Source organism: Magnetospirillum moscoviense (assembly GCF_001650635.1).
Classification (GTDB): domain Bacteria; phylum Pseudomonadota; class Alphaproteobacteria; order Rhodospirillales; family Magnetospirillaceae; genus Magnetospirillum; species Magnetospirillum moscoviense.
Genome location: NZ_LWQU01000156.1, coordinates 1 through 25828 on the forward strand (window position 1 = coordinate 1; position 25828 = coordinate 25828).

Sequence of the window (25828 nt, forward strand, 5' to 3'; positions counted from 1 at the left end):
GACCACGCTGGGCCTCGACATCCGCGTTGTCGTCACCAGCCTGGCCACCGGCTCGGCCGAATTCATCTACGACACCTTCTATTGCGCGCGCTGATGCTCACCCTCCGTGACGCCATCCCCAAGACTCATGCCCTGGCCAACGCGGAGTTCACCACCATCCGGCTCCGGCTGCTGAAATTGGGCGCCCGCGTCATCGAGACCGCCTCGCGCATCCGTCTCGCCTTCGCCGCAGCCAGCCCCGATCCGCCACCTCGCCTCGGCGCTGATGCCCGCCGGACCGTGACCGACGGGGCCGTCATTGCCCCGATCAATCCCGCCCGACAACTCCAGACCCCGTCCGCCTGCCCATCACATCACCCAGACGACCGAAAGGCCGTCGTGGTCAGACGCGCCAAACGTCAGGCGACTGCGGGGGCATACAATTCTGAGCGCCATGGTGAATAGGACGGGCTAATGTCCGATGATCTGCCCCTGGAACTGGCGGGTGCGCTCGCTTTTGGGGTTGGTGAAGAATTGGGCCGGGGTAGCCACCTCGACCACCCGGCCCTCGGCCATGAAGACCATTTTGTCGGCCACCGCGCGGGCAAAGCCCATTTCGTGGGTGACGCAGATCATGGTCATGCCCTCGCCGGCCAGCTCGATCATCACGTCCAGGACTTCCTTGACCATTTCCGGGTCCAGGGCCGAGGTCGGCTCGTCGAACAGCATGATGCTGGGTTTCAGGCACAAAGCGCGGGCGATGGCGACCCGCTGCTGCTGGCCGCCCGACAATTGGCCGGGGTACTTGTGGGCCTGTTCGGGGATGCGCACCCGTTCCAGATATTGCATGGCGATGGCTTCGGCCTCGCGCTTGGGCACCCGTTTGACCCACAAAGGCGCCAGGGTCAGGTTTTCCAGCACGGTCAGATGGGGAAACAGGTTGAAGCTTTGAAACACCATGCCGACATCGCGGCGGATCAGTTCGATGGCCTTCAGATCGTCGGCCAGTTCGACGCCGTTCACCACGATGCGACCGCCCTGATGTTCCTCGAGCCGGTTGATGCAGCGGATCATGGTCGATTTGCCCGAGCCGGACGGCCCGCACACCACCACCTTCTCGCCCTTGGCGACCGACAGCGACACGTCCTTCAGGACGTGGAAGGCGCCGTACCATTTCTGCACATCGATCAGTTCGACGACCGGGGAATCGCTCATGTTATCTCCTCGACCCCTTGGCGAGTTCGCGTTCCAGCCACTGGCTGTAGCGCGACATGAAGAAGCAGAAAGACCAATAGACCAAGGCGGCGGCGATATAGCCCTCGACGAAGAAGGGCCGCCAGTCGGGATCGGCCAGGGCCGCCTTGGTCGCCGCCAGCAGGTCGTAAAGGCCGACGATGGTCACCAGCGAGGTGTCCTTGAAGCAGCTGATGAACTGGTTGACGATGGGCGGAATGACCAGGCGCAGCGCCTGCGGCAGCACCACCATGCGCATCTTCTGCCAATAGGTGAGGCCCAGTGCGTCGGCGGCTTCTTCCTGGCCGCGCGGGATGGCCTGCAGGCCGCCCCGGACCGCCTCGGCCAGATAGGCGGCGGTGAACAAGGTGATGCCGACCAGGGCGCGCAGCAGCTTGTCGATGCTTACCCCTTCCGGCAGGAACAGCGGAAACATCACCGAGGCCATGAACAAGACGCTGACCAGCGGCACGCCGCGCACCAGCTCGATATAGCCGACCGACAGCGCCCGGATCGCCGGCAGGTCGGACCTGCGCCCCAACGCCAGCAGGATCGACAGCGGAAAGGCCAGGACGATGCCTAAGATGGCCAGGCCCAAGGTCAGCGGCAGGCCGCCCCATTGCGCCGTCTCGACATAGGCCAGGCCCAGCACGCCGCCCCACATCAAAATGCCGACCACGGCCAGGCAGACAGCCCAGGCCCAGATCAGCCAGCGCCCCCACAGGCTTCTGACCGCGCTGGTGGCCAAGAGGCCGATCACCAGGGCGGTGGCCAGCGCCGGACGCCAATGCTGGTCATAGGGATAGACCCCGAACAGCATCAGCCGGTTCTTTTCGCCCATCAGCGCCCAGCAGGCGCCGGTGGCCTCGCGGCAGGAAGCGGCTCCGCCAGCCGGGCTGAACACCGCATCGACCAATCCCCAGCGAACCAAGGGCGGCAGGATTTCCCACAGCAGCCAGAAGGCCAGCAGGGTCAGGATGGTGTTGGGCAGGCTGCCGAACAGATTCTTCCTGGCCCAGCCCAGCAGGCGCAATTGACTGGCCGGCGGCGCCCGCTCGGGCGTTTGGGCGGAACTCGGCTCCTCGATTTCCGAGGCGGCGGTGGCGCGCCGGGTCTGGTCGTCGGGGGCCGGGTTCATCGGGTCACCAGCGCGACCCTGGAATTGTACCAATTCATCAGCCACGACAAGGACAGGCTGATGACCAGGAACACCCCCATCACCAAGGCCACCCCCTCGACCGCCTGGCCGGTCTGGTTGATGGTGGTGTTGGCGACGCTGACCAGATCGGGATAGCCGATGGCCACCGCCAGCGACGAGTTCTTGGTCAGGTTCAGATATTGGCTGGTCAAGGGCGGCACGATCACCCTGAGCGCCTGGGGCAGGATCACCAGCCGCAGGGTCTGGGCGCGCGTCAGGCCCAGCGACAGGGCCGCCTCGGTCTGGCCGGGCGGCACCGCCAGGATGCCCGAACGCACGATCTCGGCGATGAAGGCGCCGGTATAGACCGACAAGCCCATCAACAGCGCGACGAATTCGGGGCTAAGGGTGCCGCCACCCTGGAAGTTGAAGCCGGCCAGGCGGGGCAGGTCCCATTCCAGCGGCGCGCCGACGGCCAGGAACACCAGCCCCGGCAGGCCGATCACGCCGGCGATGCCCACCGCCGCCCAGGGAAAGGGCTGGCCGGTGCGGTATTGGCGGGCCACCGCCCAGCGGCGCAGGAAGAACAAGCCGGCCAGGGCGACGCCCAGGGCGATCATCACCGGACCATAGGTCTCGTGCCACACCGGCAGAGGAATCTTCAGGCCGCGATTGGACAGCACCAGCCCCAGACCCGGCTGCAGGGCCTGACGCGGCCCCGGCAAAGCGGTGACCAGCCCGTACCACACGAACAATTGCAGCAGCAGCGGCACGTTGCGCACCGCCTCGACATACAAGGTGGCCAGGCGGGCGACGATCCAGTTGCCCGACAGCCGGGCGATGCCGATCACCAGACCCAGGGTGCTGGCCAGGATGATGCCGACCACCGACACCGACAAAGTATTGAACAGGCCGACCACCAGGGCGCGCAGATAGGAATCCGACGCCTGATAGGCGACAGCGCCCTCGCCGATATCGAAGCCGGCCTCACGCCCCAGGAAGGACAGGCCGGTGGCGATGCCGCGCGCCGCCAGATTGGCCAGGGTGTTGTTGACCAGATACCAGCCCAGCGCAATCACGGCGGCGACCACCACCACCTGATAGACAAGGCCGCGAAAGCGGGCGCTGTAGATCAGCGCCCGCATGCCGCCCTGTCTTTTCGCCCGCATGGCGCGACCCTACTTGAAGGGCGGCGCGTAGAGCAGGCCTCCTTGGGTATAGAGCGCGTTGAGGCCGCGGCTGATCTTCAGCTTCGAGCCCTTGCCGACATTTCTTTCAAAGCTTTCGCCGTAATTGCCGACCTGTTTGATGATCTTGGCGGCCCAGGCTTCATCGATTCCCAGGGCCTTGCCGTTGCCAGGGGTCACGCCCAGCAGGCGCTTCACCTCGGGATCGGCCGAAGACATCATCTGATCGACATTGGCCGAGGTGATGCCCTTTTCCTCGGCGGCGATCATCGCCAGACCCGACCAGCGCACCAGATCCATCCATTGGTCGTCGCCCTGGCGCACCGCCGGAGCCAGCGGCTCCTTCGAGATCAGCTCGGGCAGGATGACGTAATCGTCGGGATTGGGCGATTCGTTGGCGCGGATGGCCGCCAATTGCGAGGCGTCCGAGCTGATGGCGTCGCAGCGCCCCGAGAAGAAGGCCCCGTTCAATTCCTCGTTCTTCTCGATCACCACCGGCTTGAAGGTCATCTTGGTGGCGCGGAAGTAATCGGACAGATTCTGCTCGGTGGTGGTGCCGGGCAGCACGCACACGGTGGCGCCGTTCAGCTCCTTGGCGCTTTTGACGCCCAGCTTCTTGGCGACCATGAAGCCCTGGCCGTCATAATAATTGACCGTGGTGAAGTTCAGGCCGTTGGCGGTGTCGCGCGACAAGGTCCAGGTGGTGTTGCGCGCCAGCATGTCGATCTCGCCCGATTGCAGGGCGGGCAGGCGCTGCTGCGCCGACAGCGGCGTGAACTTGACCTTGGTGGAATCGCCGAACAGAGCGGCGGCGACGGCACGGCAGACATCGACGTCCAGCCCGCTCCAGTTGCCCTTGTCGTCGGGGGCCGAAAATCCATACAGGCCCAGATTGACGCCGCACTGGACGAAACCCTTGGCCTTGACGGAATCGAAGGTCTGCCCGGCCAGGGCCGGACCTGCGAACATCGCGGCGGCGGCCGCTGCCATGACGGTCTTGATGATCTTCATCGTCTCTCCCCCGAGGAATGGTCGATCCTGTAAGACAGGCTAGACCGAAGGTCGTTGCCGGTCCAGTCGCATGATGCGATCGGCGGGCGACGAGGGGAGAGATGGGAAGCCCGGCCGGAAATTTCCAGCCGGACGAATAAGGGTTTCGGCGAAACCTACGCGGCCAGGGCGGCCTGGCTCTCACGGACCATCAATTCGACGACAGCCAACTGCCAGATCCGGGTACCCGCGACCTTGGTATCGGCGGCAATGCCCCGCAAGGTCTCGATCGGCAAATTCTGCACCCATTCTTCGAGCATGATTGATGCCCTCCAAGTTGTTGCGGCGCAGCATACAGGGGGAAACAGTGGCATTACCATTGCCACCCTTGCATCGGAGCCATGTGCTTAACGCAGTTCCTTGTGGTTTTCCGAAAGAGGCCGCCCCCGTCCGGCACGGCGGCGCGGTGCCTTTCCAATTGCCCGCAACTGTGCCAATCATCCGCTCATGAGGTCATGCTCAACCAACGACGATTCCCTTGATCGACGGCTCGAAAGCGCGATCAGCCCGCCGCGCCCACCATTCTTTTGCTGGCGCAAGGACTGGCCGCCATGGGGCTGACTGGTTCCGCGACCGCCACCTTGGACCGAGGCGTCGCATTCGCCATCGCCGCCGCGGAACGGGGCGCTGTCCTGGCGCTCAGGGCGACGCTCAGCACCGGACCCGGCAGCGACGCCGACCGATTGGCCAGCCCGCGTCTGCTGGGGACCAAGGGGGCGCGGCCCGCCGTGGCGGAAAGCCGGGCCGGGGCATTGTCGACCCTGTCGATCGCCGCTTCGCCGGCCGAGTTCCGGGCGGTCCGCGACCGGTTCGCCGCCCACCCCCTGCGCGATCCCTGGCTGACCAAGCCGGCCAGGCACGCGGTGCAAGACGATTGGACGGGAACGCTGGAGGACCTGTCGTTCCTGGTCATGAGCGAAGGCGACGGGCCGCTGGCCAACCTGCAAGTCGCCATCCGATTGACCGCGCTTTGCCTGGCCTGCCAACGCCCGGCGCCGCCGCCCGAATTTCATGACCGCTTGCGCCGGGGCGAGGCCCAGCTTTATGTCGGCACCTGGACCGACGAGCCGGTCAGCGGATTGATCGTCGGCCGCCATGGCGCCACCAGCCATTACGAAAGCGGCCTGTCGCTACGCCGGGGCAACGCGCCCCTGTCACATGCCCTGCTGGCCAACGCGATGATCGATGCGGCGCAAGCCGGCCAACGGCGCTTCTTCCTGGGCGCGCTGCACGTCGATCCGTCCTTCGATTCCAAATTGCGCTCGATCGCCGCCTTCAAGAAGGGCTTCACCCGCACCACGCGACCGTTGACATGGACAGCGGTTCCGGTCGGCGGATAGAGTCTCTCCAATTTCGCTCAGGATTTTCGCGCCCCATGTCCGACATTGCCCCAGCCGACGCGGTCGGTATCATCAACGCCTTGATCCGCGCCGGCCGCCACGAGGAAGCCACCGATCTGGCGGTGCGATGCGACGGCCAGTGGCCGAATCTGTCGATCTTCCCGCTGCTGGCCTCGCAATCGCTGGCCTACCAGGGCCGCCCCCAACCGGCGCTGTCCGCCTGCCTGCGGGCCGTCGGCAAGGATCGCCTGGGCCTCGAGCCCAACGCCTTCTTCATGGCGCTGCTGATCCAGCTGGTCCCGCAGGTCCATTGGCCGCAATTGTACGAAGTGTGGCGACGCCATTTCCCGTCACCCGCCGACCTTGACGCCCTGGTCGCCACCTTGGCCGGGCACCAGGGACGCTACGACTTCTTCGGCGCCTGGTCCCTGATCCTGCTGGGAATCGGACAAGGCGACGAGGCGGTCGACCGCTTCGCCCATTGCCTGGGGCCGCTGGCCGATGCCCCACCGCCGGCCCACGAGATCGTCGCCGAATATTCGGACAAGGCCGGTGGTTATGACGACGATTCCGTCCATAGAAACTCGGTCGATGGCATCGCGCCCCACCTGACCCAAGGGCTGGGCGGACGTGCCGGCCAGACCATCATCGATGCCGGCTGCGGCACCGGCTTGGCCGGACGTCACCTGCGGCCGTTGGCCGAGCGCTTGATCGGCATCGATTTGTCTCCCGACATGGTCGCCCGCTGCCGCGACAGCGGCCTTTACGACACGGTCATCGAGGGTGACCTGATCGCCGCCCTGAACGGCATGCCGGGCCAGGCCGGCGGCATCGCCATCCTGGGCTGCGCCTATTACTTCCCCGATCTCGCCCCGATGCTGACGGCGGCACGCAATGCACTGGTGCCCGGCGGGCGGCTGATGCTGATCGATTTCCCGGCGGCGGGGGCGAAGTCGGTCCGCCAGACCATCGGCGGCACCCGGCGGTATTGCCGCAGCGCCGAGACCATGCGCGACCTGGCCGCCGCGGCCGGGCTGGTGGTCGAGCCGCCCGACATCGTCGCCTACTTCAATTTGCCCAGCTATTTGTGGACCTTCACCCGGCCCGAGTGACCAACCCTAGAGCCGTTTCCGAACAAACGGAACCGGCTCTAGGGTTGTCCGTACGGCCCGTGCCGGGCCCGCTCAATCGCCGCGCGGGCTTGTCGCACTTTCCGATCTGACCGGGTCAGATCGGAAAGTGCTCTAATCCTGCGCCTCGAAGAAGCGATAGGCGGTTTCGGGGACGTCGCTGCGCACCCGTTCGCGACCATCGACGGTGACATAGAAACAGCGGTCGATCTGGCAATAGGCCAGTTCCTTGACGGCGCCCGAGGACGCCCGGCAGGCAGCGATCTTGACGTCGTCGCAACCCTTGGAATGGCAGACGATATCGTCGATGGCCTTGCGGTCCATGTTGCCCTTCTCCCTGGCTGCCCGCGGCAAATATGGCCCCATCAAGGGCGAAATCAAGGGCTGGCGCGCCCTGCTGGATTCGAACCAGCGACCACCCGCTTAGAAGGCGGGTGCTCTATCCAACTGAGCTAAGGGCGCCCGCTGGCCCGACCGGTTAGAAGCGGCCGAATTCCAGCTTGTCGTAGCGGAAATTGTCGGCGTAATTCTTCGCCGCGCACGGCTTCTTGACCGCTTCGGCCTGAACCTCGAATTCCAGGCCCTTGCGCTTGGCATAGGCCACCGCGTCGTCCTGGGTGGCGAACTTCAGCCGGACCTGCTGGGTGGTGTCGTCCGACCCCAGCCAGCCCATCAGCGGATCGGCCTGCTTCGGAGCGGCGGGCTCGAACTCCAGCACCCACGCCTTGGCGTTGCCCTTGCCCGATTGCATGGCGGTCTTGGCGGGGCGGTAGATGCGAACCGGCATCGGCACTCTCCATATCCAGGGGCGGCGCTTCGGGCCGCGTGTGGTCGTTTCTTGGTCGGGGCGAGAGGATTCGAACCTCCGGCATCCAGCTCCCAAAGCTGGCGCTCTACCAGGCTGAGCTACACCCCGACGCCCCGGGAGTTCTAGACGGACACCCGGTCAAGGTCAATGCTTGAACCAAGGATGCTCGACCCGGTCGCCGGCTTTCACGCCCAGCCGTGCCGCCGTGCCGGCATTCAATTCCAGCACCGACAGCACCGGCGAAGGCGAACTGATCACCGCTTCCGAATGCGGTACCGCGCCGGCATGAATGCCGACCACCCGCCCGGTCTGGTCGATGAACACCATGTCCAGCGGAATCAGGGTGTTCTTCATCCACATCGACACCGGACGCGGCCGGCCGAAATGAAACAGCATGCCGGCATCGGCCTTCATGTGGGTGCGAAACATCAGGCCTTGCGTCAGTTGATCGGGCGTCTCGGCCAGTTCAACGGTGAAGGCATGGCCGCGACCCGAGGCCGTGACCACCCGCAGCGGTGATTGCGCGAATTCGACGCCCGATGCCTGGCCGTGGGGGCGGTCCTCGGCCTGCGCCGCCCCGCCCAGCACCGCCAACACCATCGCAAAGGCCAGACCCCAACGGCTGATGGTCATGTCGCCCCTCCCTTAAGTCTGCCCTATGGTGCCTGTCACCAGCCGAATCCACAATATCGACGATGGGACAGGAACCTTGTCACATGATTGGCCGCACCCCCCTTGCGGTTTTTACGACCCGCCTCCACTCCACCATCGGAGGCACCCGGCCACGGCGGCACGGACCCTGCAGAATCCCTGGACGGATGGCAATTGCATAAAATTTTATCGAGATTTTCTTCAAAGAAATTACACAATAGATGTAATATTTTACTACAATTGATCGGTTGATTTTCCTGTTTCATTTATCTGCGCACAGGGCTAGTCTAGGAATTGCCGAGGGGGTGAAGAACTCCAGCCCCAAGGCACCAGACACTGTCGGGGGGGACCTTCCCGCCCATCCCCATCCCCCCCGCAGGGAAACGCCGCTTTCAACAAAGCGGCGTTTCCGTTTTCTGGGGTCCGGAGTAAACTGGGACAGGTCTTCCAACGGAAGTGATCCGATGCCCCTGTCTCCTCGCTCGGTCCTGTTCATCGGCCTTGGCGGCCTGGCGGCGGTGTTGGTGTGGGCCGCCAGCGTCCCCGACGAAATCGCCGTCGACAAGAATTGCCAGCCGCTGGGCACCGCCCATGTCGCCGCCCTGGTTCACGGCCGCGATTTCTGGCAGGCCCAACAGCGCCTGCTGGCCGCCGAGCGCGACCGCCTGCTGGCGTTGCCGGCCAAGCTTGATCTGGCCAAGGAAGCCCAGGAAAAGGAACGTTCGGCGCTGGACGCCCACTTGAATCGGCTGTCGCGCGGCGGCGCCGAACAAGAAGAGCGCGACCAGGCCGCCGCCCAGCGCTATCGTGCTGAAAGGCTGGCCTGGATGCTGCAATGCGAGGCCAAGGCCCGCGAACGGATGAATTGACCAAGGAGAGGTTGGGGGATGGACATCGAACGATTCATGCAAGGCTACAAGGCCGCCTGGGAAGCGCGCGACCCGGCCCTGTTCGCCGCCTTGTTCCATCCCGACGGACGCTACCACAACACGCCCTTCCAGGTTCAGCAGGGCCGCGCCCAGCTGATGGAATATTGGAAGCGGGTGCAGTTGCAGGAAGACGTGCGGGTCACCTTCGAAATCCTGGGTGCGGGGATCGCCCATTGGCACACCACCTATCAGGTGGCGTCCGAGGAACTGTTCCAGATCTGGGCCAAATCGACGGGCACCAATCTGGTGTCGCGCCAGCCCGGCGATCCCCTGCCCCGGATGGTCCTGGACGGCATGCTTGTCGCCACCTTCAAGGACGGTTTGTGCGCCGAGGCCCGCATCTGGTGGCACAGCCAGCCACAGGCCTGAGCGTCACGATCTTTTACAGAAAGCAGGCGATGCCGGCGCGGCGACGGCGGGATTGCTCGGCGGTCTCGGCCTTGACCTCGGGCTGGGCTTCGGTCTTGGCGGGCTTGACGATCTCGACGCTCTTGCTTGACATGATTTCTATATCCTGGCGCCTGTTGCGGGGGTGATCCCCGGCGAAGCGGCGCGACCTTCGCCATGCCCGGGACCTTAGACGCCGATGATGGCGAAAATGGTCCCGGGATCGTGGCGTTTTCGGGGCAGGATCAGACAAAGTCTCGGGTGACATCGCGTCATCCGAGACTTTGCTGGCGCATTGAGCGCCCGCGAGCCAATGCGAGCGTAGCCAAGGGCTTCGGAGAAGCCCGCCCGGCGACTGAGGGGCTTGGCATCAAACGTAACGAATCAGCAGATAGACGTTGGCGATGGCGATCGACAGCAGCATCAGGCCGAACGCCACCTTCATGAAGGGGACGAAGCGGATCGGATGGCCGGCCCGCTCGGCCAGTCCGGCCACCGTCAGGTTGGCCGACGCGCCGACCAGGGTGCCGTTGCCGCCCAGGCAGGCGCCCAAGGACAGCGACCACCACAGGGGCTCCAGCGCTTCAGGGCCGCCGAAGGTCGGCGCCATGCTTTTGATCAGCGGGATCATGGTGGCGACGAACGGGATGTTGTCGACCACCGCCGACAGGACCGCCGACGCCCACAAGATGGCGATCGCCGTCACCCGCATGTCGCCGCCGGTCAGGGCGACCAGCTTCTCGGCCAGCATGGCCAGCACGCCGGCCCGCTCGACGCCGTGCACCACCACGAACAGGCCGATGAAGAAGAAGATGGTGATCCACTCGACCTCGCCGAAGATGTGGTGCACCTCGTGCGACTGGCTTTCGGCGTCACGGCCCAGGCAATAAAGCAGCATCAGCACGGCGGCGCCGAACAGGGCGATGGTACCGGGCTCGAGCCCCAGCGAGTGGGCGCCGATGAAGCCGCCGATGACGCCGGCCAGCACCGCCATCGATTGATTCAAGAGCCGCCAGTCGGTGATCGCCTCGATCTCCGAGAAACCCATGACGCGGGCGCGGTTCTCGGCACTGGCATGCAGCTTGCGGCCCCACATCACATGGAACAGCAAGGCGGTGACCACCTGGATCACCAACACCACCGGGGCCAGGTTGAAGACGAACTGATTGAAGGTCAGGCCGGTGGCCGAACCGATCAGGATATTGGGCGGATCGCCGATCAGCGTAGAGGTGCCGCCGATGTTCGAGGCGAAGATCAGCGCCACCAGGAACGGCCACGGCTTCAGCTTCAGTTCCTCGGTGATCACCAGGGTCACCGGCACCACCAGAAGCACGGTGGTGACGTTGTCCAAGAGCGCCGAGAATAAGGCGGTCACGATCTGCAGCAGGAACAAGATGCCCGCCGGGTCGGCTTTGGCCTTCTTGGTCGCCCAGATGGCGACATACTGGAACACCCCGCAGCGCTTGGTGATGGCGACGATGATCATCATGCCGACCAGCAGCGCGATGGTGTTGAAGTCGATGCCGCCGATGGCGGCCTGCTGGTTCAAGATGCCGACCAGGATCATGGCGCCGGCCCCGATCAGGGCGATGACGGCGCGATTGATCTTTTCACTGATGATCACCGCGTAGGTGGCGACCAGGACCAGGGTGGCCACCCACATGGCGTCCATGCCGAAAATCACCTGCGGCACCCAGGCATGCGTTTCACCGTGCATCGTTTAGGCCTCCGCCATGCGAGTCAAAGCGTCAGCGGCGGTCACCACCCCCACCAGAACACCGGAACCATCGACCACCGGCAGGAAGGAATCGCCCTTGTAAAGCAGCAGCAACGCCTCGACCAGCTGGGTGTCGGGCGCCACGCTGCGGTGCGGCGCCACATGCTTGCCGATGGAATCAGCACCCTGGGCGGCCAGACGCTTGCGTAAATCGGCCAGCCCGTCGGACAGGAAGCCCAGATCGCCCAGGTCCTCGCCCAGCCGGGCCGCCTTGGGCAGCACCAGGGCCACCACCTCCTTCAGGCCGAATACCCCGACATAATGGCCCTTGGCATCCACCACCGGAAGCATGAGCACCCGATGGGTCAGCAGCACCCCCAGGGCCTGGGCCACCGTGTCGGTCTTGGCCAAGGTCGCCGGTGGGGCCGAGATGATCGATTGGCAGGTCATGGCGTCTCCCAGGAAAAGAAGATGGGCCGATCCTAACGGATCGGCCCAGTTTTGTGAGGGTCAAATTCCTTACATGACACCCAAGATTTTCGGCAGCCAGATGCTCAGCGGCGGCCAATAGGTGACAACGACCAGGAAGCCCAGCATGGTCAGCAACCACGGCAGAACCGCCACCGTCAGTTCCGATATCCCCATCTTGGTGATGCCCGAAGCGACATAGAGGTTCAGGCCCACCGGCGGGTGGCACATGCCGACTTCCATGTTGACGACGATCAGGATGCCGAAATGGACCGGGTCGATGCCCAGCTTCATGGCCACCGGGAACAGGATCGGGGCCATGATCAGCACGATCGAGCTGGGTTCCATGAAGTTGCCGGCGGCCAGCAGCAAGACGTTGACCACCAGCAGGAAGGCGATGATGCCCAGATCCATGCCAACGATCCAGTCGGCGATGGCCTGCGGGATGTTCTCGTTGGCCAGCACGAAGCTGAACAGCACGGCGTTGGTGATGATGTAGAGCAGCATCGCCGACATCGACGCCGACGACAGCAAGATCTTGGGCACGCCCTTCAGCGGCATGTCCTTGTAGACGAACACCGCGATGATGAAGGCGTAGACCGCGCTCATCGCCGCCGCTTCGGTCGGCGTGAACACGCCGGAATAGATGCCGCCGATGACGATGACGATCAGCATCAGGCCCCAGATCGCCTCCTTCAGCGTCTTGAGACGCTGCTTGAAGTCGGCCTTGGGCAGGCGCGGATAATTATTCTTGCGGGCGATCCACCAGGTGGTCAAACCCAGCAGGAAGGCCAGCACCAGACCGGGGATGACGCCGGCCATGAACAAGGCGCCGACCGAGGTGTTGGTGGCGACCGCGTACATCACCATCACCAGCGACGGCGGGATAAGGATGCCCAACGCGCCCGAGGTGGTGATGACGCCGGCACCGAAGCTTTTCGGGAAGCCCTGCTTGACCATGGCCGGCAGGATGATCGAGCCGATGGCGACCACGGTGGCCGGCGACGAGCCCGACACGGCGGCGAACAGGGCGCAGGCCATGACGCCGGCCAAAGCCAGGCCGCCATGCCAATGACCGACCATCGCCGTGGCGAAGTTGATCATGCGCCGGGCCACACCGCCATGGGTCAGGAAGTTGCCGGCCAGGATGAAGAACGGGATCGCCATGATCTCGAACTTCTCGATGCCGGTGAACAATTTCAGGGCCACCGATTCGATCGGCACCTGGGTCATGGTGAACAGGAAGGTCAGAACGGTCAGGCCCAGCGAGATCGAGATGGGCATGCCGGTCAGCATCAGGGCCATCAGCAGCCCGAAGATGATGGCGGCGTTCATTGGCCCTTCTCCTTGTTCTCGTCGTCGGGGTGGTGGGCGATGTCCTTGGGATGCAGCCCGTCATCCATCTCGAACCAGTTGATGTCCTGGGCGGCGCGCTGCGGGTCGGTGGTGTCTTCCTCCAGACCCTCGACATGGCCGTGGTCGTGGTGCGGCAGCTCGCCGGTGCAGAGGAAGGCCCAGCAGACCTGCAGGAAGCGGAAGCACATCAGCGACGAGCCCAGCGGGATGGCCGAATAGACCACCCAGGTCTGCCATTCCAGATCCGGCGTGGTCGGGCCTTCATACAGCTCGGGATTGTCGATGCCCAAAGCGTGGGTGATGCCGTAATGGGCACCGTTCTCCCACACGAAATGGCCGCCCATCAGAGCGACGGTGCCGGTGAACAACGCGCCCGACAGCAGGCCGAACACGATGAAGCGCCCGCGATTCTTGGCCTCCAGCCGATTGATCACCACGTCCACGCCGACATGGATGCCGGTGCGCACGCCATAGGCGGCGCCGAACTTGGCCATCCACACGAACATGATGATGCACAATTCCTGGGCCCAGGAAAAATCCAGGTGGCCGACATAATCGTACAGGAACGACACGCCCGAGGCGTATCGGTGCATGACCGCGACGAAGATGATGGTCGTCGCCGCGGCCATGAGGAAAGCAATGAAGCCTTCCTCGAGGTGGTCGAGGACTTTCAGCATGGAAGCTCCGGTGGAAAAAGCGGGGGCGCCTCGGTGGGCGCCCCCTTTTGTCACGTCAAATCAGTTCTTGAAGCCCAGCTTGGCGGCTTCCTTGTAGACCGCCTCGATGGTTTCCTTGCCGACGCGGCTTTCCATGTCCTTGTGGACCGGCAGCAGGGCCTTGCGCCAGGCGGCGACTTCGTCGGCGGTGGGGGTGTAGAACTCGGTCTTGCCCGAAGCCTTCATGGCGGCCAGCGCGTCCTCGTTTTCCTGCAGCGCGATGGCGTTGGCGAAGCGGGTCGATTCGTTCATGGCCCCTTCCAGCACCGCGCGGATGTCGGTCGGCAGGCCTTCCCAGAACTTCTTGTTGACGATCACCGCATAGCCCAGATAGCCGTGGTTGGTGACGGTCGCGTGCTTTTGCACTTCGTGCATCTTCTGGGTGAACATGTTGCTGGGCGGGTTCTCGGTGCCGTCGACGACGCCGGTCTGCAGCGCCTGATAGACTTCCGAGAAGGCCATGGATTGCGGCAGCGCCTGCAGGGCGCGCATTTCGGCGTCCAGCACCTTCGACGACTGGATGCGCATCTTCTGGCCCTTCAGATCCTCGGGCTTATGGATCGGCTTGTTGGCGCTCATGATCTTGAAGCCGTTGTCCCAATAGGCCAGACCCAGGATGCCCTTGGTCTCGAGCTTCTTCAAAAGGCCCTGGCCGACCGGACCTTCGGTGACGGACCGCAGCACTTCCTTCGTCGGGAAGATGTAGGGCAGGTCGAACACCTCGAATTCCTTGACGCCCAGCGGGCCGAACTTGGCGAGCGACGGCGCCAGCATCTGGACGGCGCCCAGCTGCAGGGCCTCCATCTCTTCCTTGTCCTTATAGAGCTGGCTGTTGGGGAAGACATCGACCTTGACCCGACCCTTGGTGCGTTCCTCGGCCAGCTTCTTGAACATCTCGGCAGCCTTGCCCTTGGGCGTATCGACCGAGACGACGTGGCTGAACTTGATGACGATGGGCTGGGCCTGCTGGGCCATGGCCGAGCCGGCGGCGATCACGCCTGCGACCGCGCAGCAGAGAAGGGTACGAAAATTCATGGGGTGCGTCCTCCCGGGACTGAATTGGACTGTTTATCGCCGCCGATTGTTCTTAAGTTTCGCCGCTTGAGCTATTGTGGATATCCGAACACGGGCCTTGATTCCGGATGAACGCGCGCAACCCATTGATTGGCCGGACCTTTCTGCAGACCATGCCGATCGCGGCGATGGCCCTGGTGGTCATGCTGCTGGGCGTGTTGCTGTGGGTGTTGCAGCGCACCGAACTGGAAGAGGAACGCCTGACCCTGATCAAGGACATCTTGTGGGTCGAGCAGAACATCCATTTCCACCTGACCTCGGCCGAGGAGAAGCTGGCCCAAATGGCCACCGACCTCGAGCGCGGCACGTTGTCGCCCGACGGGTTCGCCATCAGCGCCCGCGCCCTGATCGCCAACAACAAGGAAATCGACCGCATCTTGCTGCGCGACGAAACCGGCCGCGCCATCCTGGCGATGCCGCCGGCCGCGGGCGACCCGTACGGCTATTCGCCCGACGAGACGGCGCCGTGGTGGACCGCCTTCTCGCTGGCCCGCTCGGTCGGCCGCGCCGCCTGGACCGGGTCCTTCATCGCGCCGGGGCGCGGGCCGGTGTTCGAGGTGCATGTGCCGGTCTATCGCCATCGCCAGTTCGTCGGCACGATCGTCGGCATCTTCGCCACCGAGGGACTTCTGACCCATCTGGTGCCGTGGTGGGTCGCCGAGAAATACAAGGTCGAGTTGGTCGATGCCGGCGGCGCGGTGCTGGGCACCAAGACCGGCGTCGATCTGTTCCAGCCCGGCCCGTCCCATCAGGTCGGGCTGAACCCGCCGGGACAAGGCGTCGCGGTGGTCGCCACCGTCTATCGCAGCGCCACCAATCTGGTACGCAACATCTTAGCGGCGGCGATCTTTACCCTGGCGGTGGTGGCGGCCTTCAGCCTGTGGCTGCTGCGCCGCAGCGTGCAACGGCGCCAGGCGGCCGAACAGGCGCTGCTGGCCGAGCACGCCTTCAGAAAGGCCATGGAGGATTCGCTGACGGTCGGCATGCGGGCCCGCGACCTGGACGGCCGCATCACCTATGTCAACCCGGCCTTCTGCCAGATGGTCGGCTGGAGCGCCGCTGAGTTGGTCGGCACCGCCCCGCCGATGCCCTATTGGCTGCCCGAGGAACTCGACCAGACCATGGAGATGCACCGCCGGGTCATGGCCGGCGACGCCCCCCCCGACGGCTTCGAGATCCAGTTCCGCCGCAAGAATGGCGAACCGTTCTGGGCGTTGGTCTACGAAGCGCCGCTGATCGGCGCCGATGGCCGCCAGACCGGCTGGATGGCCTCGGTCCTGGACGTCACCGAACGAAAGCGCGCCCAGGAAATGGCCCGCCAGCAGCAAGAGCAATTGCAGCGCACCGCCCGGCTGATCACCATGGGCGAGATGGCCTCGACGCTGGCGCACGAATTGAACCAGCCGCTGTCGGCCATCGCCAGCTACACCGCCGGCTGCCTGAACCGGCTGGACAGCCCGCGCTTCGAGCGGGAAGATTTGCGCCCGGCGCTGACCAAGGTCGGCCAACAGGCCCAGCGGGCCGGCCAGATCATCCGCCGCGTCCACGATTTCGTCCGAAAGTCCGAGCCCCGGCTGAACGCCTGCGCGCTCAATCAGGTGATCGAGGATTCGGTCGGCTTCATCGAGTTCGACGCCAGACAGCGCGGCATCCCCATCCAGGTCGCCCTGGCCGGCGCCGACCCCCAGGTCGAAGCCGACCGCATCTTGCTGGAACAGGTGGTGCTGAACCTGGTCCGGAACGCAATCGAGGCGATGAGCCACGCCGACCATTCCGGCGCCCCCCTTGTCATCACCGTCGAGGCGGCCGATGATCACGCGGTGGTCAAGGTGGCCGACCATGGGCCGGGCATCGCCCCCGACGCCGCCGACAGCTTGTTCCAGCCATTTTTCACCACCAAGGACGAGGGCATGGGAATGGGGCTCAACATCTGCCGCTCGATCATCGAGTTCCATCGCGGACGATTGTGGTTCGAGCCCAATCCGTCGGGCGGCAGCGTGTTCTGCTTCTCGCTGCCGACGAGGGCGGCATGACCGCCGAGACCGTGTTCATCGTCGATGACGACGAGGCCATCCGCGACGCTTTGTCATGGCTGCTGCAATCGCGCGGGCTGGACGCCATCGGCTTCGGATCGGCCGAGGATTTCCTGGCCGCCTGGCGCCCCGACCTGGTCGGCTGCCTGCTGCTGGACATCCGCATGGGCGGCATGAGCGGGCTGGACCTGTTCGACAAGCTGAAGGACGCCAGTTCGACCCTGCCGGTGATCTTCCTGACCGGCCACGGCGACGTGCCGATGGCGGTTTCGGCCCTGAAGAAGGGGGCCCTGGATTTCGTCGAAAAGCCATTCAACGACAACGAACTGGTCGATCGCGTCGTCGAGGCTTTGGCCTGGGCGGCCAGGCGGCGCGAACAGGAAGTCGGCAGCGCCGGCATCGCCAGCCGGCTGGCCAGCCTGACCGCCCGCGAGAAGCAGGTGATGGAGCTGGTGCTGGCCGGCAAGATGAACAAGGTCATCGCCGACGATCTGGGCATCACCATGCGCACCGTCGAGGTCCACCGCGCCCATGTCTTCGAGAAGATGGAGGTCAAGACGGCAGTGGAACTGGCGCAATTGTTATCGACCTTCAAGGGCGAGCGATGAGTCCCAGGCGCGCCATCGAACCGGCGATCTTCCTGGCCGCCTATGTGTTCCTTGACCAGATCAGCTTCATCCATTCGATTTCTCACCTGTCCATCACGCCGTGGAACCCGCCGGCGGGATTGGCGATGGCCTTCTTGCTGATCCGCGGCGTCCGTTGGACCCCGTTGGTGTTCATGGCCTCGCTGCTGGCCGATTTCCTTATCCGCACGCCGACCACCACCATCCTGCCGGCCTTCCTGACGGCGGCGACGATCGCCGGCTTCTATGGCCTGCTGGTCCATATCCTGCGCCGCCCGCTGGGGCTGGACATCTCGCTTCATCGCCTGCGCGACGTGCTGCTGCTCAATGTCGGGGCCGCCTTCGCCTCGCTGGCGGTGGCGGTGCTTTACGTCGGCACCTTCGTCTGGTTCGGCCAGTTGGACCCGGCCCGCTTCACCGCCGCCACCACCCGCTTCTGGATCGGCGACATGATCGGCATCGCGGTGATGACGCCGCTGTTGCTGGTGGCCTATCGCTTCGTGCCGCGCTGGCCATCACCCCGGCGGCTGGCCGAGGCCGCGCTGCAGGGCCTGACCATCGTGGCGATGGTGTGGCTGGTGTTCGGATTCCGCGCCGCCGACGAGTTCAGGCTGTTCTATCTGTTGTTCCTGCCGATGATCTGGGCCTCGGTGCGGTTCGGGCTTGACGGCGCGGTGCTGGCCAACCTGGCGACGCAAGGCGCGCTGATCATCGCCATCCAGTCGGTCGGTCACGAATCGACTACGGTCACCGCTTTCCAATTGCTGATGCTGGTCCTGGCCCTGGCCTCGCTGGCCCTGGGCGCGGCGGTGGCCGAGGGCCGGCGCACCGCCGCCGCCCTGCAGGCCCGCCAGGTCGAACTGGCCCACATCTCGCGCCTGTCGCTGGCCGGCGAGATGGCCGCCGCCCTGGCCCACGAGCTGAACCAGCCCTTGATGGCCACCATGGCCTTCGCCCGCGCCGCCCAACGGCTGTTGGACAACAATCCCGAAGACAGCACCAAGGCCCGCGCCGCCATGGGGCGCGCCGTCGACGAGGCCCAGCGGGCCGGCGACATCGTCAAGTCGCTGCGCCAGTTCATCGGCCAGGACCGGCTGACCCGCGAAATGGTGCCCCCGGCTCGGCTGATCGCCGACGCCCTTGCCCTGGTCGCCCCCGAGGCCAAGCGGCTGGGCATCCGGCTGGCGGCCAATCCGGACAAATCGGCCCCCGACCTGGCCGTCGATCGGGTCCAGGTCCAGCAGGTGCTGGTCAATTTGATCCACAACGCCCTGGATGCCATGGTCAAGGCCGACAGTGTCGACCCGTCGGTGACGGTTTCGGCGGAATCCGAGAGTAGCGCCATCGTCTTCGAGGTCGCCGATGGCGGCCCCGGCATCGCGCCCGACATCGGCGAACGCCTGTTCGAGCCATTCAATACCTCGAAGGCGACCGGCATGGGGCTGGGCCTATCGATCTGCCGGACCCTTGTCGAGGCCCATGGTGGCACTATTTGGCTGGAACGAACCGGGCCGACGGGAACATCCTTCCGCTTCCGCCTGCCCTTTGATCCGACGGAGAAGGATTGACCATGCCGGCAGCCCCCCTTGTCTATGTCGTCGATGACGATCAGGCCATCCGTGAATCCCTGGTCCTGCTGCTGGAATCCTCGGGCCGGTCGGCGCGGGCCTTCCCGGACTCGGGCTCGTTCCTGGCGGGATTCGAGCACGGCGCGCCGGGCTGCGTGATCGCCGACGTCCGCATGCCCGGCATGAGCGGGCTGGACCTGCAGCGCCACCTGAAGGGCGCCGGCATCGATCTGCCGGTGATCATCATCACCGGTCATGCCGATGTCGCCATGGCGGTTCAGGCCTTGAAGGACGGCGCGTCGGACTTCATCGAGAAGCCGTTCGACGAGGATGTCCTGGCCCGCTCGGTCGATGCCGCCCTCGACCAGAACCAGCGCGCCTTGAACGAGCGCAAGGCGCTGGACGAGTTGCGCGCCCTGGCCGCCGAACTGACGCCGCGCGAACGCGAAGTGATGGCCCTGGTGGTCCAGGGACTGGCCAACAAGGCGGTGGCGGCCGAATTGAACATTTCGGTCCGCACCGTCGAAATCCATCGTGGCCGGGTGATGGAAAAAATGAATGCCGGCAGCCTGTCGGAACTGGTGCGCATGGCGCTGCGGTTGGACCAATAAGGGTATGTTCGGACTGGCGGTTTCCGACTCCACACCTAGATGGACACCATGAACACGCCCTCCCGCCCGCTTCTATCCGCCATCCAACGCTTTCTGGCCCTCGAATCCGCCTCGGGAATGGTGCTGGTGGCGATGATGGTGCTGGCGCTCGGACTGGCCAATTCACCGTGGGCCGACGCCTACCAGACCGCGCTGGACGCCAAGCTGGGCCCATTGTCGGTGCTGCACTGGATCAATGACGGCCTGATGGCTGTGTTCTTCTTGCTGGTGGCGATGGAGATCAAGCGTGAGTTCGTCGCCGGCGAGTTGTCGCAGCCCGGCCAGTTGGCCCTGCCCGCCCTTGCGGCCCTCGGCGGCATGGCGGTGCCGGCGGCGATCTATGTCGCGCTCGACTGGAACGATCCGGCGCACCTGAGCGGCTGGGCGATTCCCACCGCCACCGACATCGCGTTCTCGCTCGGCGTGCTGGCGTTGCTGGGCAGCCGCGTGCCGCTGGCCCTGAAGGTGTTCCTGACCGCGCTGGCCATCATCGATGACCTGGGCGCCATCCTGGTGATCGCGCTGTTCTATTCGGGCGGCCTGAACCTTCCGGCCTTGGCCGCCGCCGCCGCCGCCACCCTGATCCTGGTCGGGCTGAACCGGGCCGGAATCGGCCGAACCTGGCCTTATCTGCTGGTCGGATTGGCGCTGTGGGCGAGCTTGATGCCGTCGGGGCTGCACGCCACCATCGGCGGCGTCATCCTGGGGCTGACCATTCCGCTGAAGGACGGCCAGGCCGAACTGGAACATAGCCTGCACCCGTGGGTCGCCTTCCTGATCCTGCCGATCTTCGCCCTGGCCAATGCCGGAATCGGGCTGAACAGCGTCGGAATCTCGATCCTGTCCGATCCGGTGTTCCTGGGCATCGCCGCCGGCTTGTTCCTCGGCAAGCAGGCCGGAGTGTTCGGCGCCAGCTGGGCCGCCATCCGCCTGGGCCTGGCGCCGATGCCACAAGGGGCTGACTGGCGCAGCCTTTACGGCGTGGCGGTTCTGACCGGCATCGGCTTCACCATGAGCCTGTTCATCGGCGGACTGGCCTTTCCCGATGGCGACGCCATCGTCGCCACCCGGCTGGGCGTGATCGTCGGCTCGCTGGCCTCGGCGCTGGCGGGATTGGCGATTTTGTCGATGCCTCGGCCGCCGGCGCAATCGTAACTGGTCAGACCAGCCCTTGCCGCTTCCCGGGCTTCGGGGTACCGTGTTTCCAACGATAAAAACCGAATATCTCGACACGGAGGAACCCATGTCCCGGATTACGTCCCTCGCCGGCCGTGCGCTGGCGGCTGCCGTCGTGCTGGCGGCCACCTTTCCCGCCAAGGCCGATCAATTCGTCAACGTCCTGACCGGCGGCACCAGCGGCGTCTATTACCCGCTGGGCGTCGCCCTTTCCAACATCTACGGCAAGGTGCCGGGGGTGAAGGCGTCGGTGCAGGCCACCAAGGCCAGCGTCGAGAACCTGAACCTTTTGCAGCAAGGCCGCGGCGAGATCGGCTTCACCCTGGGCGATTCCCTGTCCCAGGCCTGGGAAGGCCACGAAGAGGTCGGCTTCAAGACCAAGCTGGACAAGCTGCGCGCCGTCGCCGCCATCTATCCCAACTACATCCAGATCGTCGCGGCGGCCGATTCCGGCATCAAGAGCCTGGCCGACCTGAAGGGCAAGCGCATCTCGGTCGGCGCGCCGAAATCGGGCACCGAGCTGAACGCCCGCGCGGTGTTCGCCGCCGCCGGCATGAGCTACAAGGACTTCTCGCGCGTCGAGTACCTGGCCTTCGCCGAATCGGTCGATCTGATGAAGAACCGCCAGATCGACGCCACCCTGCAATCGGCCGGGCTGGGCGTCGCCTCGATCCGCGACCTGTCCAACTCGGTGCCGATCGTGGTGGTTCCGATCCCGCCCGAGGTGATCGCCAAGATCGGCGACGCCGCCTATCTGCCCGCCACCATCCCGGCCAACACCTATGGCGGCCAGACCGCCGACGTCTCGACCGCCGCCGTGCAGAACTATCTGGTCACCCATTCCGACGTCTCGGAACAGACCGGCTACGACCTGACCAAGGCGTTGTTCGACAATCTGGACCAGATGACCGCCGCCCATGTGGCCGCCAAGGTCATCAAGCTCGACGCCGCCGCCGCCACCGCTCCGGTGCCGCTGCATCCGGGTGCGGCCAGGTTCTACCGAGAAAAGGGCGTGCTGAAATAGGGCGCCCGCCATGGACGATTCCAGCATCAAGCGGATCGTCGACAAAGAGAACCCCGCCTCGGCGCATGGCTTCCTGCAAGGGGAAGCCGCCCGGGCGGTGTTCTGGGTCGGCGTCGCCTTTTCCGCCTTCCAGATCTGGACCGCCACCTTCACGCCGTTGCCGACCCAGGCGGTGCGCTCGATCCATGTGGGCTTCCTGCTGCTGGTGACCTTCCTTTTGTTCAATGCCCGCGAGGCCGACAGCCGTTCGCGCATCCCGTGGTACGACTGGCTGCTGGGGGCGGGCGGCTTCGCCCTGGGCTTTTACCATTGGGTGTTCGAGGCCGAGCTGATCCAGCGGGCGGGCGATCCCAATCAGACCGACCTGCTGGTCGGCACCATCGTCATCGCCCTGGTGTTCGAAGGCTCGCGCCGCATCATGGGCTGGTCGCTGCCGATCATGTGCGGGGTGTTCATCCCCTATGCCCTGCTGGGGCCGTGGCTGCCCGGGCCGCTGGCCCACCGCGGCTTCGGCTTCGACCAGCTGATCGACCAATTGTTCCTGGGCACCGAGGGCATCTACGGCACGCCGACCTTCGTGTCGGCCACCTACATCTTCCTGTTCATCCTGTTCGGCAGCTTCCTGGAACATGCCGGCATGATCCGGCTGTTCAACGATGTCTCGATCGGTCTGGTCGGCTGGGCCAAGGGCGGCCCGGCCAAGGTGGCGGTGATCAGTTCCGGCCTGATGGGCACCATCAACGGCTCGGGCGTCGCCAACGTGCTGACGGTCGGCCAATTCACCATTCCGCTGATGGTCCGCTTCGGCTATCGCCCGGCCTTCGCCGGCGCGGTCGAGGCCACCGCCAGCATGGGCGGCCAGATCATGCCGCCGGTGATGGGGGCGGTCGCCTTCATCATGGCCGAGACCCTGGGCATCCCCTATTCCGAGGTGGCCATCGCCGCCATCATCCCGGCGGTGTTGTATTACGGCAGCGCCTTCTGGATGGTCCATCTGGAAGCCGGCCGCCACAAGCTGGTGGGCATCCCCCGTTCGGAATGCCCCGACGCCTTCAAGGCCATCCGCGAGGGCTGGTACCTGCTGCTGCCGGTCGCCGCCTTGGTGGTGCTGCTGTTTTCCGGCTACACGCCGCTGTTCGCCGGCGTCATCGGCCTGGCCTGCACCCTGGTCCTGATCCTGGGCAACGGGCTGACGGTGGCGATGAAGACCAACCTGTTGCGCATCGTCTTCTGGCTGGCGGTGGCCGGTGGCGCCGTCGCCCTGTCCCGGGCCAAGCTGCCGCACGAAACCGTCGCGGCCAGCGTGGTCGGCGTGCTGGTGATCGCCTCAGGCCTGCTCGCGCGCGGGCGCTCGATCGTCCAGACCATGGTCGGCGCCCTGGCCGACGGCGCCAAGAACGCCGTCGGCGTCGGCATGGCCTGCGCCCTGGTCGGCGTGCTGATCGGGGTCACCACGCTGACCGGCATCGCGTCCAGCTTCGCCACCGCCATCGTCGAATGGTCGGGCGGCAACCTGTTCTTCGCCCTGGTGCTGACGATGATCGCCTGCATCATCCTGGGCACCGGCCTGCCGACCATCCCCAATTACATCATCACCGCCTCGATCGCGGCGCCGGCTCTGTTGAAGCTGGGCGTGCCGTTGATCGTGTCGCACATGTTCTGCTTCTACTTCGGCATCATGGCCGACCTGACGCCGCCGGTGGCGCTGGCTGCGCTGGCGGCCAGCTCGATCGCGCGGGCCGGCCACATGGAAATCGGCTGGCTGGCCAGTCGCATCGCGCTCGCCGGCTATGTCGTCCCGTTCATGACCGTCTACGACCCGGCCTTGATGCTGCAGGGCGACCCGACCGTCTGGCAGGTGGCCTATGTGCTGTCCAAGGCCTGCCTGGCCATCGCCTTGTGGGGGGGCGCGGCGATCGGTTATTTCATGACCGAGCTGAACTGGCCGGAACGGATCTGGGCCACCGTCGGGGCCTTCCTGCTGGTCCTGGCCGTCCCCCTGACGGACGAGTTGGGCTTCGCGGCTTCGGCCGCGTTCGTCGGCTGGCAATGGTGGAGAAGCAAGAAACCATGATCGCCCTGTGCCTGGCCCTGATGGCCGGCGGCCCGGCCGCCCAGGTGGCCTTGCCCGACGACCGCTTCACCCTGACCTGGATCCACTCCATCGAGAAGGTCGAGTGGCAGGAAGACTGGCGGGTGGCCAAGACGGGCTTGACCGGATTGGAAGCGCGCATTAAAGGCTCGGGCGCCGGCATGGAACCGCCGGCCTTCGCCCGGCTGGAACGGGGCTGGTACCGCTGGCCGATGCCGCCCGAAACCCGGCCCCGGCTGATCCTGGCCCGGTCGGAATTCGCCGCCGACCACCGCCTGTGCGTCAAGGGCGAGTGCCGGTCGCTGTCGCATTATGTCGGCGGAGTGGATTCCGTCATCCTGGAACCCTGCCATGCACCTTAGATCGCTGTTTGTCGCCCTGTCCCTGCTGCTGTCGTTGCCGGCCCTGGCGGGGTCGCCGCCGGCCTTCATCAGCACCTTGGAAACCGGCCATCCGCTGGCGGGCAAGGTGTGGGATCCCCAGACCAAGGCCTTCGTCGCCATCGACGAGCTGGTGCGCACGTCGGCGGCCGCCGACGTGGTGATCCTGGGCGAGACCCACGACAATCCCGACCATCACACCCTGCAGGCCTGGATCTTGCGTCATCTGATCGCCGCCGGCCGCAAGCCGGCGGTGGCGTTCGAGATGCTGGATTCCAGCCAGCGCGAGGCCCTGGCCCGCCATTTGCGCGAGCGCCCCGGCGACGATGCCGGCCTGGGCGCGGCCGTCGAGTGGGAAAAGACCGGCTGGCCGGATTGGGCGCTTTATCGCCCCATCGCCGACGCCGCCTTGTCGGCCGGCCTGCCGATCCTGACCGCCAACCTGTCGAAGGATGAAACCCGCCAACTGACCAAGAACACCTTCCCAGCCGCCGCCGCCCACCACCTGGGCTTGGACAAGCCGCTGCCGCCCGTGGTCCAGCAGGCGATGGAGCGCGAAATCAAGTCCAGCCATTGCGATATGCTGCCCGACAAGTCGCTGCCGGCGATGGTGCAAATCCAGCGCGCCCGCGATTCGGTGATGGCCCACGCCATCGTCGATGGCATCGCCGCCCGCAAGAGCGCGGTGCTGATCGCCGGTGCCGGCCATGCCCGCTTCGATCGCGGCGTGCCGGCCCATCTGGCGACCATCGCGGCCGGCCACAAGGTCTTCTCGATCGCCTTCATCGAGGTGCAGTCGGACAAGAACCTGCCGGCGATGTATGCGGACCTTTATGAGACCGAGCAATTGCCGTTCGACATGGTGTGGTTCACGCCGCGCAGCCAGCGCGAGGACCAGTGCGAGGCCTTCCGCCGCCATATGGAAAAGAAGAAGCTAGGCCAGTAGGCCACGACGCGCCCATTGAGGGCGCGGCCAAGCAAACCGGAGGTTTGCGCCCGGCGAGGGCAAAATAGGGAAGACCAAATCCGAATTAATAATGGCTCTATTCGCAATTCGTATTGATATCGTGTAGAATGGCGGAAACGCGGGAGGTTTTGCGCGATGGATCGGAAGGA

26 protein-coding genes, 2 tRNA genes and 1 pseudogene are annotated in these 25828 nt (G+C 65.3%); 14 read left to right on the top strand and 15 right to left on the bottom strand.

What is annotated here, in order from left to right; all coding sequences use genetic code 11:
• Nucleotides 1-283, top strand: a pseudogene (locus A6A05_RS14100) (transposase); the annotation flags it as partial.
• A gap of 167 nt (nucleotides 284-450) precedes the next feature.
• On the opposite strand, the gene A6A05_RS14105 reads toward A6A05_RS14100, so the two are convergent.
• From A6A05_RS14105 to A6A05_RS20940, 5 genes are all read right to left on the bottom strand, one after another.
• Nucleotides 451-1194, bottom strand: coding sequence for an amino acid ABC transporter ATP-binding protein (locus A6A05_RS14105; protein WP_068502464.1), 744 nt, complete (start codon nucleotides 1192-1194; stop codon nucleotides 451-453).
• Nucleotide 1195: 1 nt separating this feature from the next.
• Nucleotides 1196-2350 carry an amino acid ABC transporter permease gene (locus A6A05_RS14110; RefSeq protein ID WP_082910979.1) on the bottom strand — a complete coding sequence of 385 codons (1155 nt, stop codon included), beginning with the start codon at nucleotides 2348-2350 and terminating at the stop codon, nucleotides 1196-1198.
• On the bottom strand, nucleotides 2347-3519 hold the full coding sequence (locus A6A05_RS14115) for an amino acid ABC transporter permease (protein WP_068502467.1): 1173 nt from the start codon (nucleotides 3517-3519) through the stop codon (nucleotides 2347-2349). The genes A6A05_RS14110 and A6A05_RS14115 overlap by 4 nt, the downstream gene beginning before the upstream one ends.
• Nucleotides 3520-3528: 9 nt before the next feature.
• A complete protein-coding gene (locus A6A05_RS14120) occupies nucleotides 3529-4548 on the bottom strand; it encodes an amino acid ABC transporter substrate-binding protein (protein ID WP_172822285.1) in 1020 nt (339 codons plus the stop codon).
• 155 nt (nucleotides 4549-4703) lie between these two features.
• The gene (locus tag A6A05_RS20940) at nucleotides 4704-4847 is read right to left on the bottom strand and encodes a hypothetical protein (RefSeq protein WP_156521065.1); all 144 of its coding nucleotides are present in this window, start codon (nucleotides 4845-4847) and stop codon (nucleotides 4704-4706) included.
• 291 nt (nucleotides 4848-5138) lie between these two features.
• Here A6A05_RS20940 and A6A05_RS14125 point away from each other — a divergent pair, with 291 nt between their 5' ends.
• Both A6A05_RS14125 and A6A05_RS14130 read left to right on the top strand, forming a co-directional pair.
• Complete coding sequence (locus A6A05_RS14125) at nucleotides 5139-5927, top strand: hypothetical protein (protein WP_156521066.1); 789 nt, start codon at nucleotides 5139-5141, stop codon at nucleotides 5925-5927.
• Nucleotides 5928-5962: 35 nt separating this feature from the next.
• Nucleotides 5963-7039 carry a class I SAM-dependent DNA methyltransferase gene (locus A6A05_RS14130; RefSeq protein ID WP_068502486.1) on the top strand — a complete coding sequence of 359 codons (1077 nt, stop codon included), beginning with the start codon at nucleotides 5963-5965 and terminating at the stop codon, nucleotides 7037-7039.
• 132 nt (nucleotides 7040-7171) lie between these two features.
• Here the strand turns inward: A6A05_RS14130 and A6A05_RS14135 are convergent, their stop codons facing one another.
• From A6A05_RS14135 to A6A05_RS14155, 5 genes are all read right to left on the bottom strand, one after another.
• Complete coding sequence (locus A6A05_RS14135) at nucleotides 7172-7381, bottom strand: hypothetical protein (protein ID WP_068502490.1); 210 nt, start codon at nucleotides 7379-7381, stop codon at nucleotides 7172-7174.
• Between the two features lie 61 nt (nucleotides 7382-7442).
• Nucleotides 7443-7519: transfer RNA gene (locus tag A6A05_RS14140), tRNA-Arg, on the bottom strand.
• Between the two features lie 16 nt (nucleotides 7520-7535).
• Nucleotides 7536-7844, bottom strand: a complete 309-nt coding sequence (locus tag A6A05_RS14145; RefSeq protein WP_068502492.1) for an ETC complex I subunit — start codon at nucleotides 7842-7844, stop codon at nucleotides 7536-7538.
• Between the two features lie 52 nt (nucleotides 7845-7896).
• Nucleotides 7897-7973: transfer RNA gene (locus tag A6A05_RS14150), tRNA-Pro, on the bottom strand.
• A 36-nt stretch (nucleotides 7974-8009) separates the two neighbouring features.
• Nucleotides 8010-8498, bottom strand: a complete 489-nt coding sequence (locus tag A6A05_RS14155; RefSeq protein WP_068502494.1) for a DUF192 domain-containing protein — start codon at nucleotides 8496-8498, stop codon at nucleotides 8010-8012.
• Nucleotides 8499-8980: 482 nt separating this feature from the next.
• Between A6A05_RS14155 and A6A05_RS14160 the strand changes: the two genes are divergently transcribed.
• Both A6A05_RS14160 and A6A05_RS14165 read left to right on the top strand, forming a co-directional pair.
• A complete protein-coding gene (locus tag A6A05_RS14160) occupies nucleotides 8981-9385 on the top strand; it encodes a hypothetical protein (protein WP_068502497.1) in 405 nt (134 codons plus the stop codon).
• An 18-nt stretch (nucleotides 9386-9403) separates the two neighbouring features.
• Nucleotides 9404-9814 (top strand): nuclear transport factor 2 family protein, encoded by a 411-nt coding sequence (locus A6A05_RS14165; protein WP_068502498.1) that lies wholly within the window; start codon nucleotides 9404-9406, stop codon nucleotides 9812-9814.
• A 388-nt stretch (nucleotides 9815-10202) separates the two neighbouring features.
• Here the strand turns inward: A6A05_RS14165 and A6A05_RS14170 are convergent, their stop codons facing one another.
• From A6A05_RS14170 to A6A05_RS14190, 5 genes are all read right to left on the bottom strand, one after another.
• A complete protein-coding gene (locus A6A05_RS14170; protein WP_068502501.1) occupies nucleotides 10203-11549 on the bottom strand; it encodes an ArsB/NhaD family transporter in 1347 nt (448 codons plus the stop codon).
• A gap of 3 nt (nucleotides 11550-11552) precedes the next feature.
• A complete protein-coding gene (locus A6A05_RS14175; protein ID WP_068502502.1) occupies nucleotides 11553-11999 on the bottom strand; it encodes a CBS domain-containing protein in 447 nt (148 codons plus the stop codon).
• A gap of 69 nt (nucleotides 12000-12068) precedes the next feature.
• Nucleotides 12069-13352: a TRAP transporter large permease gene (locus tag A6A05_RS14180; protein WP_068502505.1), complete on the bottom strand. Its 1284-nt coding sequence runs from the start codon at nucleotides 13350-13352 to the stop codon at nucleotides 12069-12071.
• Nucleotides 13349-14050: a TRAP transporter small permease gene (locus A6A05_RS14185; RefSeq protein WP_068502509.1), complete on the bottom strand. Its 702-nt coding sequence runs from the start codon at nucleotides 14048-14050 to the stop codon at nucleotides 13349-13351. Before A6A05_RS14185 ends, A6A05_RS14180 begins: the two co-directional genes overlap by 4 nt.
• Before the next feature lie 60 nt (nucleotides 14051-14110).
• Complete coding sequence (locus A6A05_RS14190) at nucleotides 14111-15124, bottom strand: TRAP transporter substrate-binding protein (protein ID WP_068502516.1); 1014 nt, start codon at nucleotides 15122-15124, stop codon at nucleotides 14111-14113.
• A gap of 107 nt (nucleotides 15125-15231) precedes the next feature.
• On the opposite strand from A6A05_RS14190, the gene A6A05_RS14195 reads away from it, so the two are divergent.
• From A6A05_RS14195 to A6A05_RS14235, 9 genes are all read left to right on the top strand, one after another.
• On the top strand, nucleotides 15232-17196 hold the full coding sequence (locus A6A05_RS14195; RefSeq protein WP_068502518.1) for a sensor histidine kinase: 1965 nt from the start codon (nucleotides 15232-15234) through the stop codon (nucleotides 17194-17196).
• Nucleotides 17193-17804, top strand: coding sequence for a response regulator transcription factor (locus tag A6A05_RS14200; protein ID WP_068502521.1), 612 nt, complete (start codon nucleotides 17193-17195; stop codon nucleotides 17802-17804). Before A6A05_RS14195 ends, A6A05_RS14200 begins: the two co-directional genes overlap by 4 nt.
• The gene (locus A6A05_RS14205; RefSeq protein ID WP_068502523.1) at nucleotides 17801-19390 is read left to right on the top strand and encodes an ATP-binding protein; all 1590 of its coding nucleotides are present in this window, start codon (nucleotides 17801-17803) and stop codon (nucleotides 19388-19390) included. The genes A6A05_RS14200 and A6A05_RS14205 overlap by 4 nt, the downstream gene beginning before the upstream one ends.
• Nucleotides 19391-19392: 2 nt before the next feature.
• Nucleotides 19393-20001, top strand: a complete 609-nt coding sequence (locus A6A05_RS14210; RefSeq protein WP_068502526.1) for a response regulator transcription factor — start codon at nucleotides 19393-19395, stop codon at nucleotides 19999-20001.
• 48 nt (nucleotides 20002-20049) lie between these two features.
• A complete protein-coding gene (gene nhaA, locus A6A05_RS14215; protein WP_082910982.1) occupies nucleotides 20050-21195 on the top strand; it encodes a Na+/H+ antiporter NhaA in 1146 nt (381 codons plus the stop codon).
• 88 nt (nucleotides 21196-21283) lie between these two features.
• Nucleotides 21284-22240, top strand: coding sequence for a TAXI family TRAP transporter solute-binding subunit (locus tag A6A05_RS14220; RefSeq protein ID WP_068502533.1), 957 nt, complete (start codon nucleotides 21284-21286; stop codon nucleotides 22238-22240).
• A gap of 10 nt (nucleotides 22241-22250) precedes the next feature.
• The gene (locus A6A05_RS14225; protein ID WP_068502535.1) at nucleotides 22251-24314 is read left to right on the top strand and encodes a TRAP transporter permease; all 2064 of its coding nucleotides are present in this window, start codon (nucleotides 22251-22253) and stop codon (nucleotides 24312-24314) included.
• Nucleotides 24311-24694 carry a DUF1850 domain-containing protein gene (locus A6A05_RS14230; RefSeq protein ID WP_216635808.1) on the top strand — a complete coding sequence of 128 codons (384 nt, stop codon included), beginning with the start codon at nucleotides 24311-24313 and terminating at the stop codon, nucleotides 24692-24694. Before A6A05_RS14225 ends, A6A05_RS14230 begins: the two co-directional genes overlap by 4 nt.
• Nucleotides 24684-25658 carry a ChaN family lipoprotein gene (locus A6A05_RS14235; RefSeq protein ID WP_068502549.1) on the top strand — a complete coding sequence of 325 codons (975 nt, stop codon included), beginning with the start codon at nucleotides 24684-24686 and terminating at the stop codon, nucleotides 25656-25658. Before A6A05_RS14230 ends, A6A05_RS14235 begins: the two co-directional genes overlap by 11 nt.
• Nucleotides 25659-25828 lie beyond the last annotated feature (170 nt).

Excerpts from the sequence above, each read along its gene's own strand:
- A6A05_RS14105 (WP_068502464.1), bottom strand. The coding sequence starts at position 1,194 with ATGAGCGATTCCCCGGTCGTCGAACTGATCGATGTGCAGAAATGGTAC.
- A6A05_RS14110 (WP_082910979.1), bottom strand. The coding sequence starts at position 2,350 with ATGAACCCGGCCCCCGACGACCAGACCCGGCGCGCCACCGCCGCCTCG.
- A6A05_RS14115 (WP_068502467.1), bottom strand. The coding sequence starts at position 3,519 with ATGCGGGCGAAAAGACAGGGCGGCATGCGGGCGCTGATCTACAGCGCC.
- A6A05_RS14120 (WP_172822285.1), bottom strand. The coding sequence starts at position 4,548 with ATGAAGATCATCAAGACCGTCATGGCAGCGGCCGCCGCCGCGATGTTC.
- A6A05_RS20940 (WP_156521065.1), bottom strand. The coding sequence starts at position 4,847 with ATGCTCGAAGAATGGGTGCAGAATTTGCCGATCGAGACCTTGCGGGGC.
- A6A05_RS14125 (WP_156521066.1), top strand. The coding sequence starts at position 5,139 with ATGGGGCTGACTGGTTCCGCGACCGCCACCTTGGACCGAGGCGTCGCA.
- A6A05_RS14130 (WP_068502486.1), top strand. The coding sequence starts at position 5,963 with ATGTCCGACATTGCCCCAGCCGACGCGGTCGGTATCATCAACGCCTTG.
- A6A05_RS14135 (WP_068502490.1), bottom strand. The coding sequence starts at position 7,381 with ATGGACCGCAAGGCCATCGACGATATCGTCTGCCATTCCAAGGGTTGC.
- A6A05_RS14145 (WP_068502492.1), bottom strand. The coding sequence starts at position 7,844 with ATGCCGGTTCGCATCTACCGCCCCGCCAAGACCGCCATGCAATCGGGC.
- A6A05_RS14155 (WP_068502494.1), bottom strand. The coding sequence starts at position 8,498 with ATGACCATCAGCCGTTGGGGTCTGGCCTTTGCGATGGTGTTGGCGGTG.
- A6A05_RS14160 (WP_068502497.1), top strand. The coding sequence starts at position 8,981 with ATGCCCCTGTCTCCTCGCTCGGTCCTGTTCATCGGCCTTGGCGGCCTG.
- A6A05_RS14165 (WP_068502498.1), top strand. The coding sequence starts at position 9,404 with ATGGACATCGAACGATTCATGCAAGGCTACAAGGCCGCCTGGGAAGCG.
- A6A05_RS14170 (WP_068502501.1), bottom strand. The coding sequence starts at position 11,549 with ATGCACGGTGAAACGCATGCCTGGGTGCCGCAGGTGATTTTCGGCATG.
- A6A05_RS14175 (WP_068502502.1), bottom strand. The coding sequence starts at position 11,999 with ATGACCTGCCAATCGATCATCTCGGCCCCACCGGCGACCTTGGCCAAG.
- A6A05_RS14180 (WP_068502505.1), bottom strand. The coding sequence starts at position 13,352 with ATGAACGCCGCCATCATCTTCGGGCTGCTGATGGCCCTGATGCTGACC.
- A6A05_RS14185 (WP_068502509.1), bottom strand. The coding sequence starts at position 14,050 with ATGCTGAAAGTCCTCGACCACCTCGAGGAAGGCTTCATTGCTTTCCTC.
- A6A05_RS14190 (WP_068502516.1), bottom strand. The coding sequence starts at position 15,124 with ATGAATTTTCGTACCCTTCTCTGCTGCGCGGTCGCAGGCGTGATCGCC.
- A6A05_RS14195 (WP_068502518.1), top strand. The coding sequence starts at position 15,232 with ATGAACGCGCGCAACCCATTGATTGGCCGGACCTTTCTGCAGACCATG.
- A6A05_RS14200 (WP_068502521.1), top strand. The coding sequence starts at position 17,193 with ATGACCGCCGAGACCGTGTTCATCGTCGATGACGACGAGGCCATCCGC.
- A6A05_RS14205 (WP_068502523.1), top strand. The coding sequence starts at position 17,801 with ATGAGTCCCAGGCGCGCCATCGAACCGGCGATCTTCCTGGCCGCCTAT.
- A6A05_RS14210 (WP_068502526.1), top strand. The coding sequence starts at position 19,393 with ATGCCGGCAGCCCCCCTTGTCTATGTCGTCGATGACGATCAGGCCATC.
- nhaA (WP_082910982.1), top strand. The coding sequence starts at position 20,050 with ATGAACACGCCCTCCCGCCCGCTTCTATCCGCCATCCAACGCTTTCTG.
- A6A05_RS14220 (WP_068502533.1), top strand. The coding sequence starts at position 21,284 with ATGTCCCGGATTACGTCCCTCGCCGGCCGTGCGCTGGCGGCTGCCGTC.
- A6A05_RS14225 (WP_068502535.1), top strand. The coding sequence starts at position 22,251 with ATGGACGATTCCAGCATCAAGCGGATCGTCGACAAAGAGAACCCCGCC.
- A6A05_RS14230 (WP_216635808.1), top strand. The coding sequence starts at position 24,311 with ATGATCGCCCTGTGCCTGGCCCTGATGGCCGGCGGCCCGGCCGCCCAG.
- A6A05_RS14235 (WP_068502549.1), top strand. The coding sequence starts at position 24,684 with ATGCACCTTAGATCGCTGTTTGTCGCCCTGTCCCTGCTGCTGTCGTTG.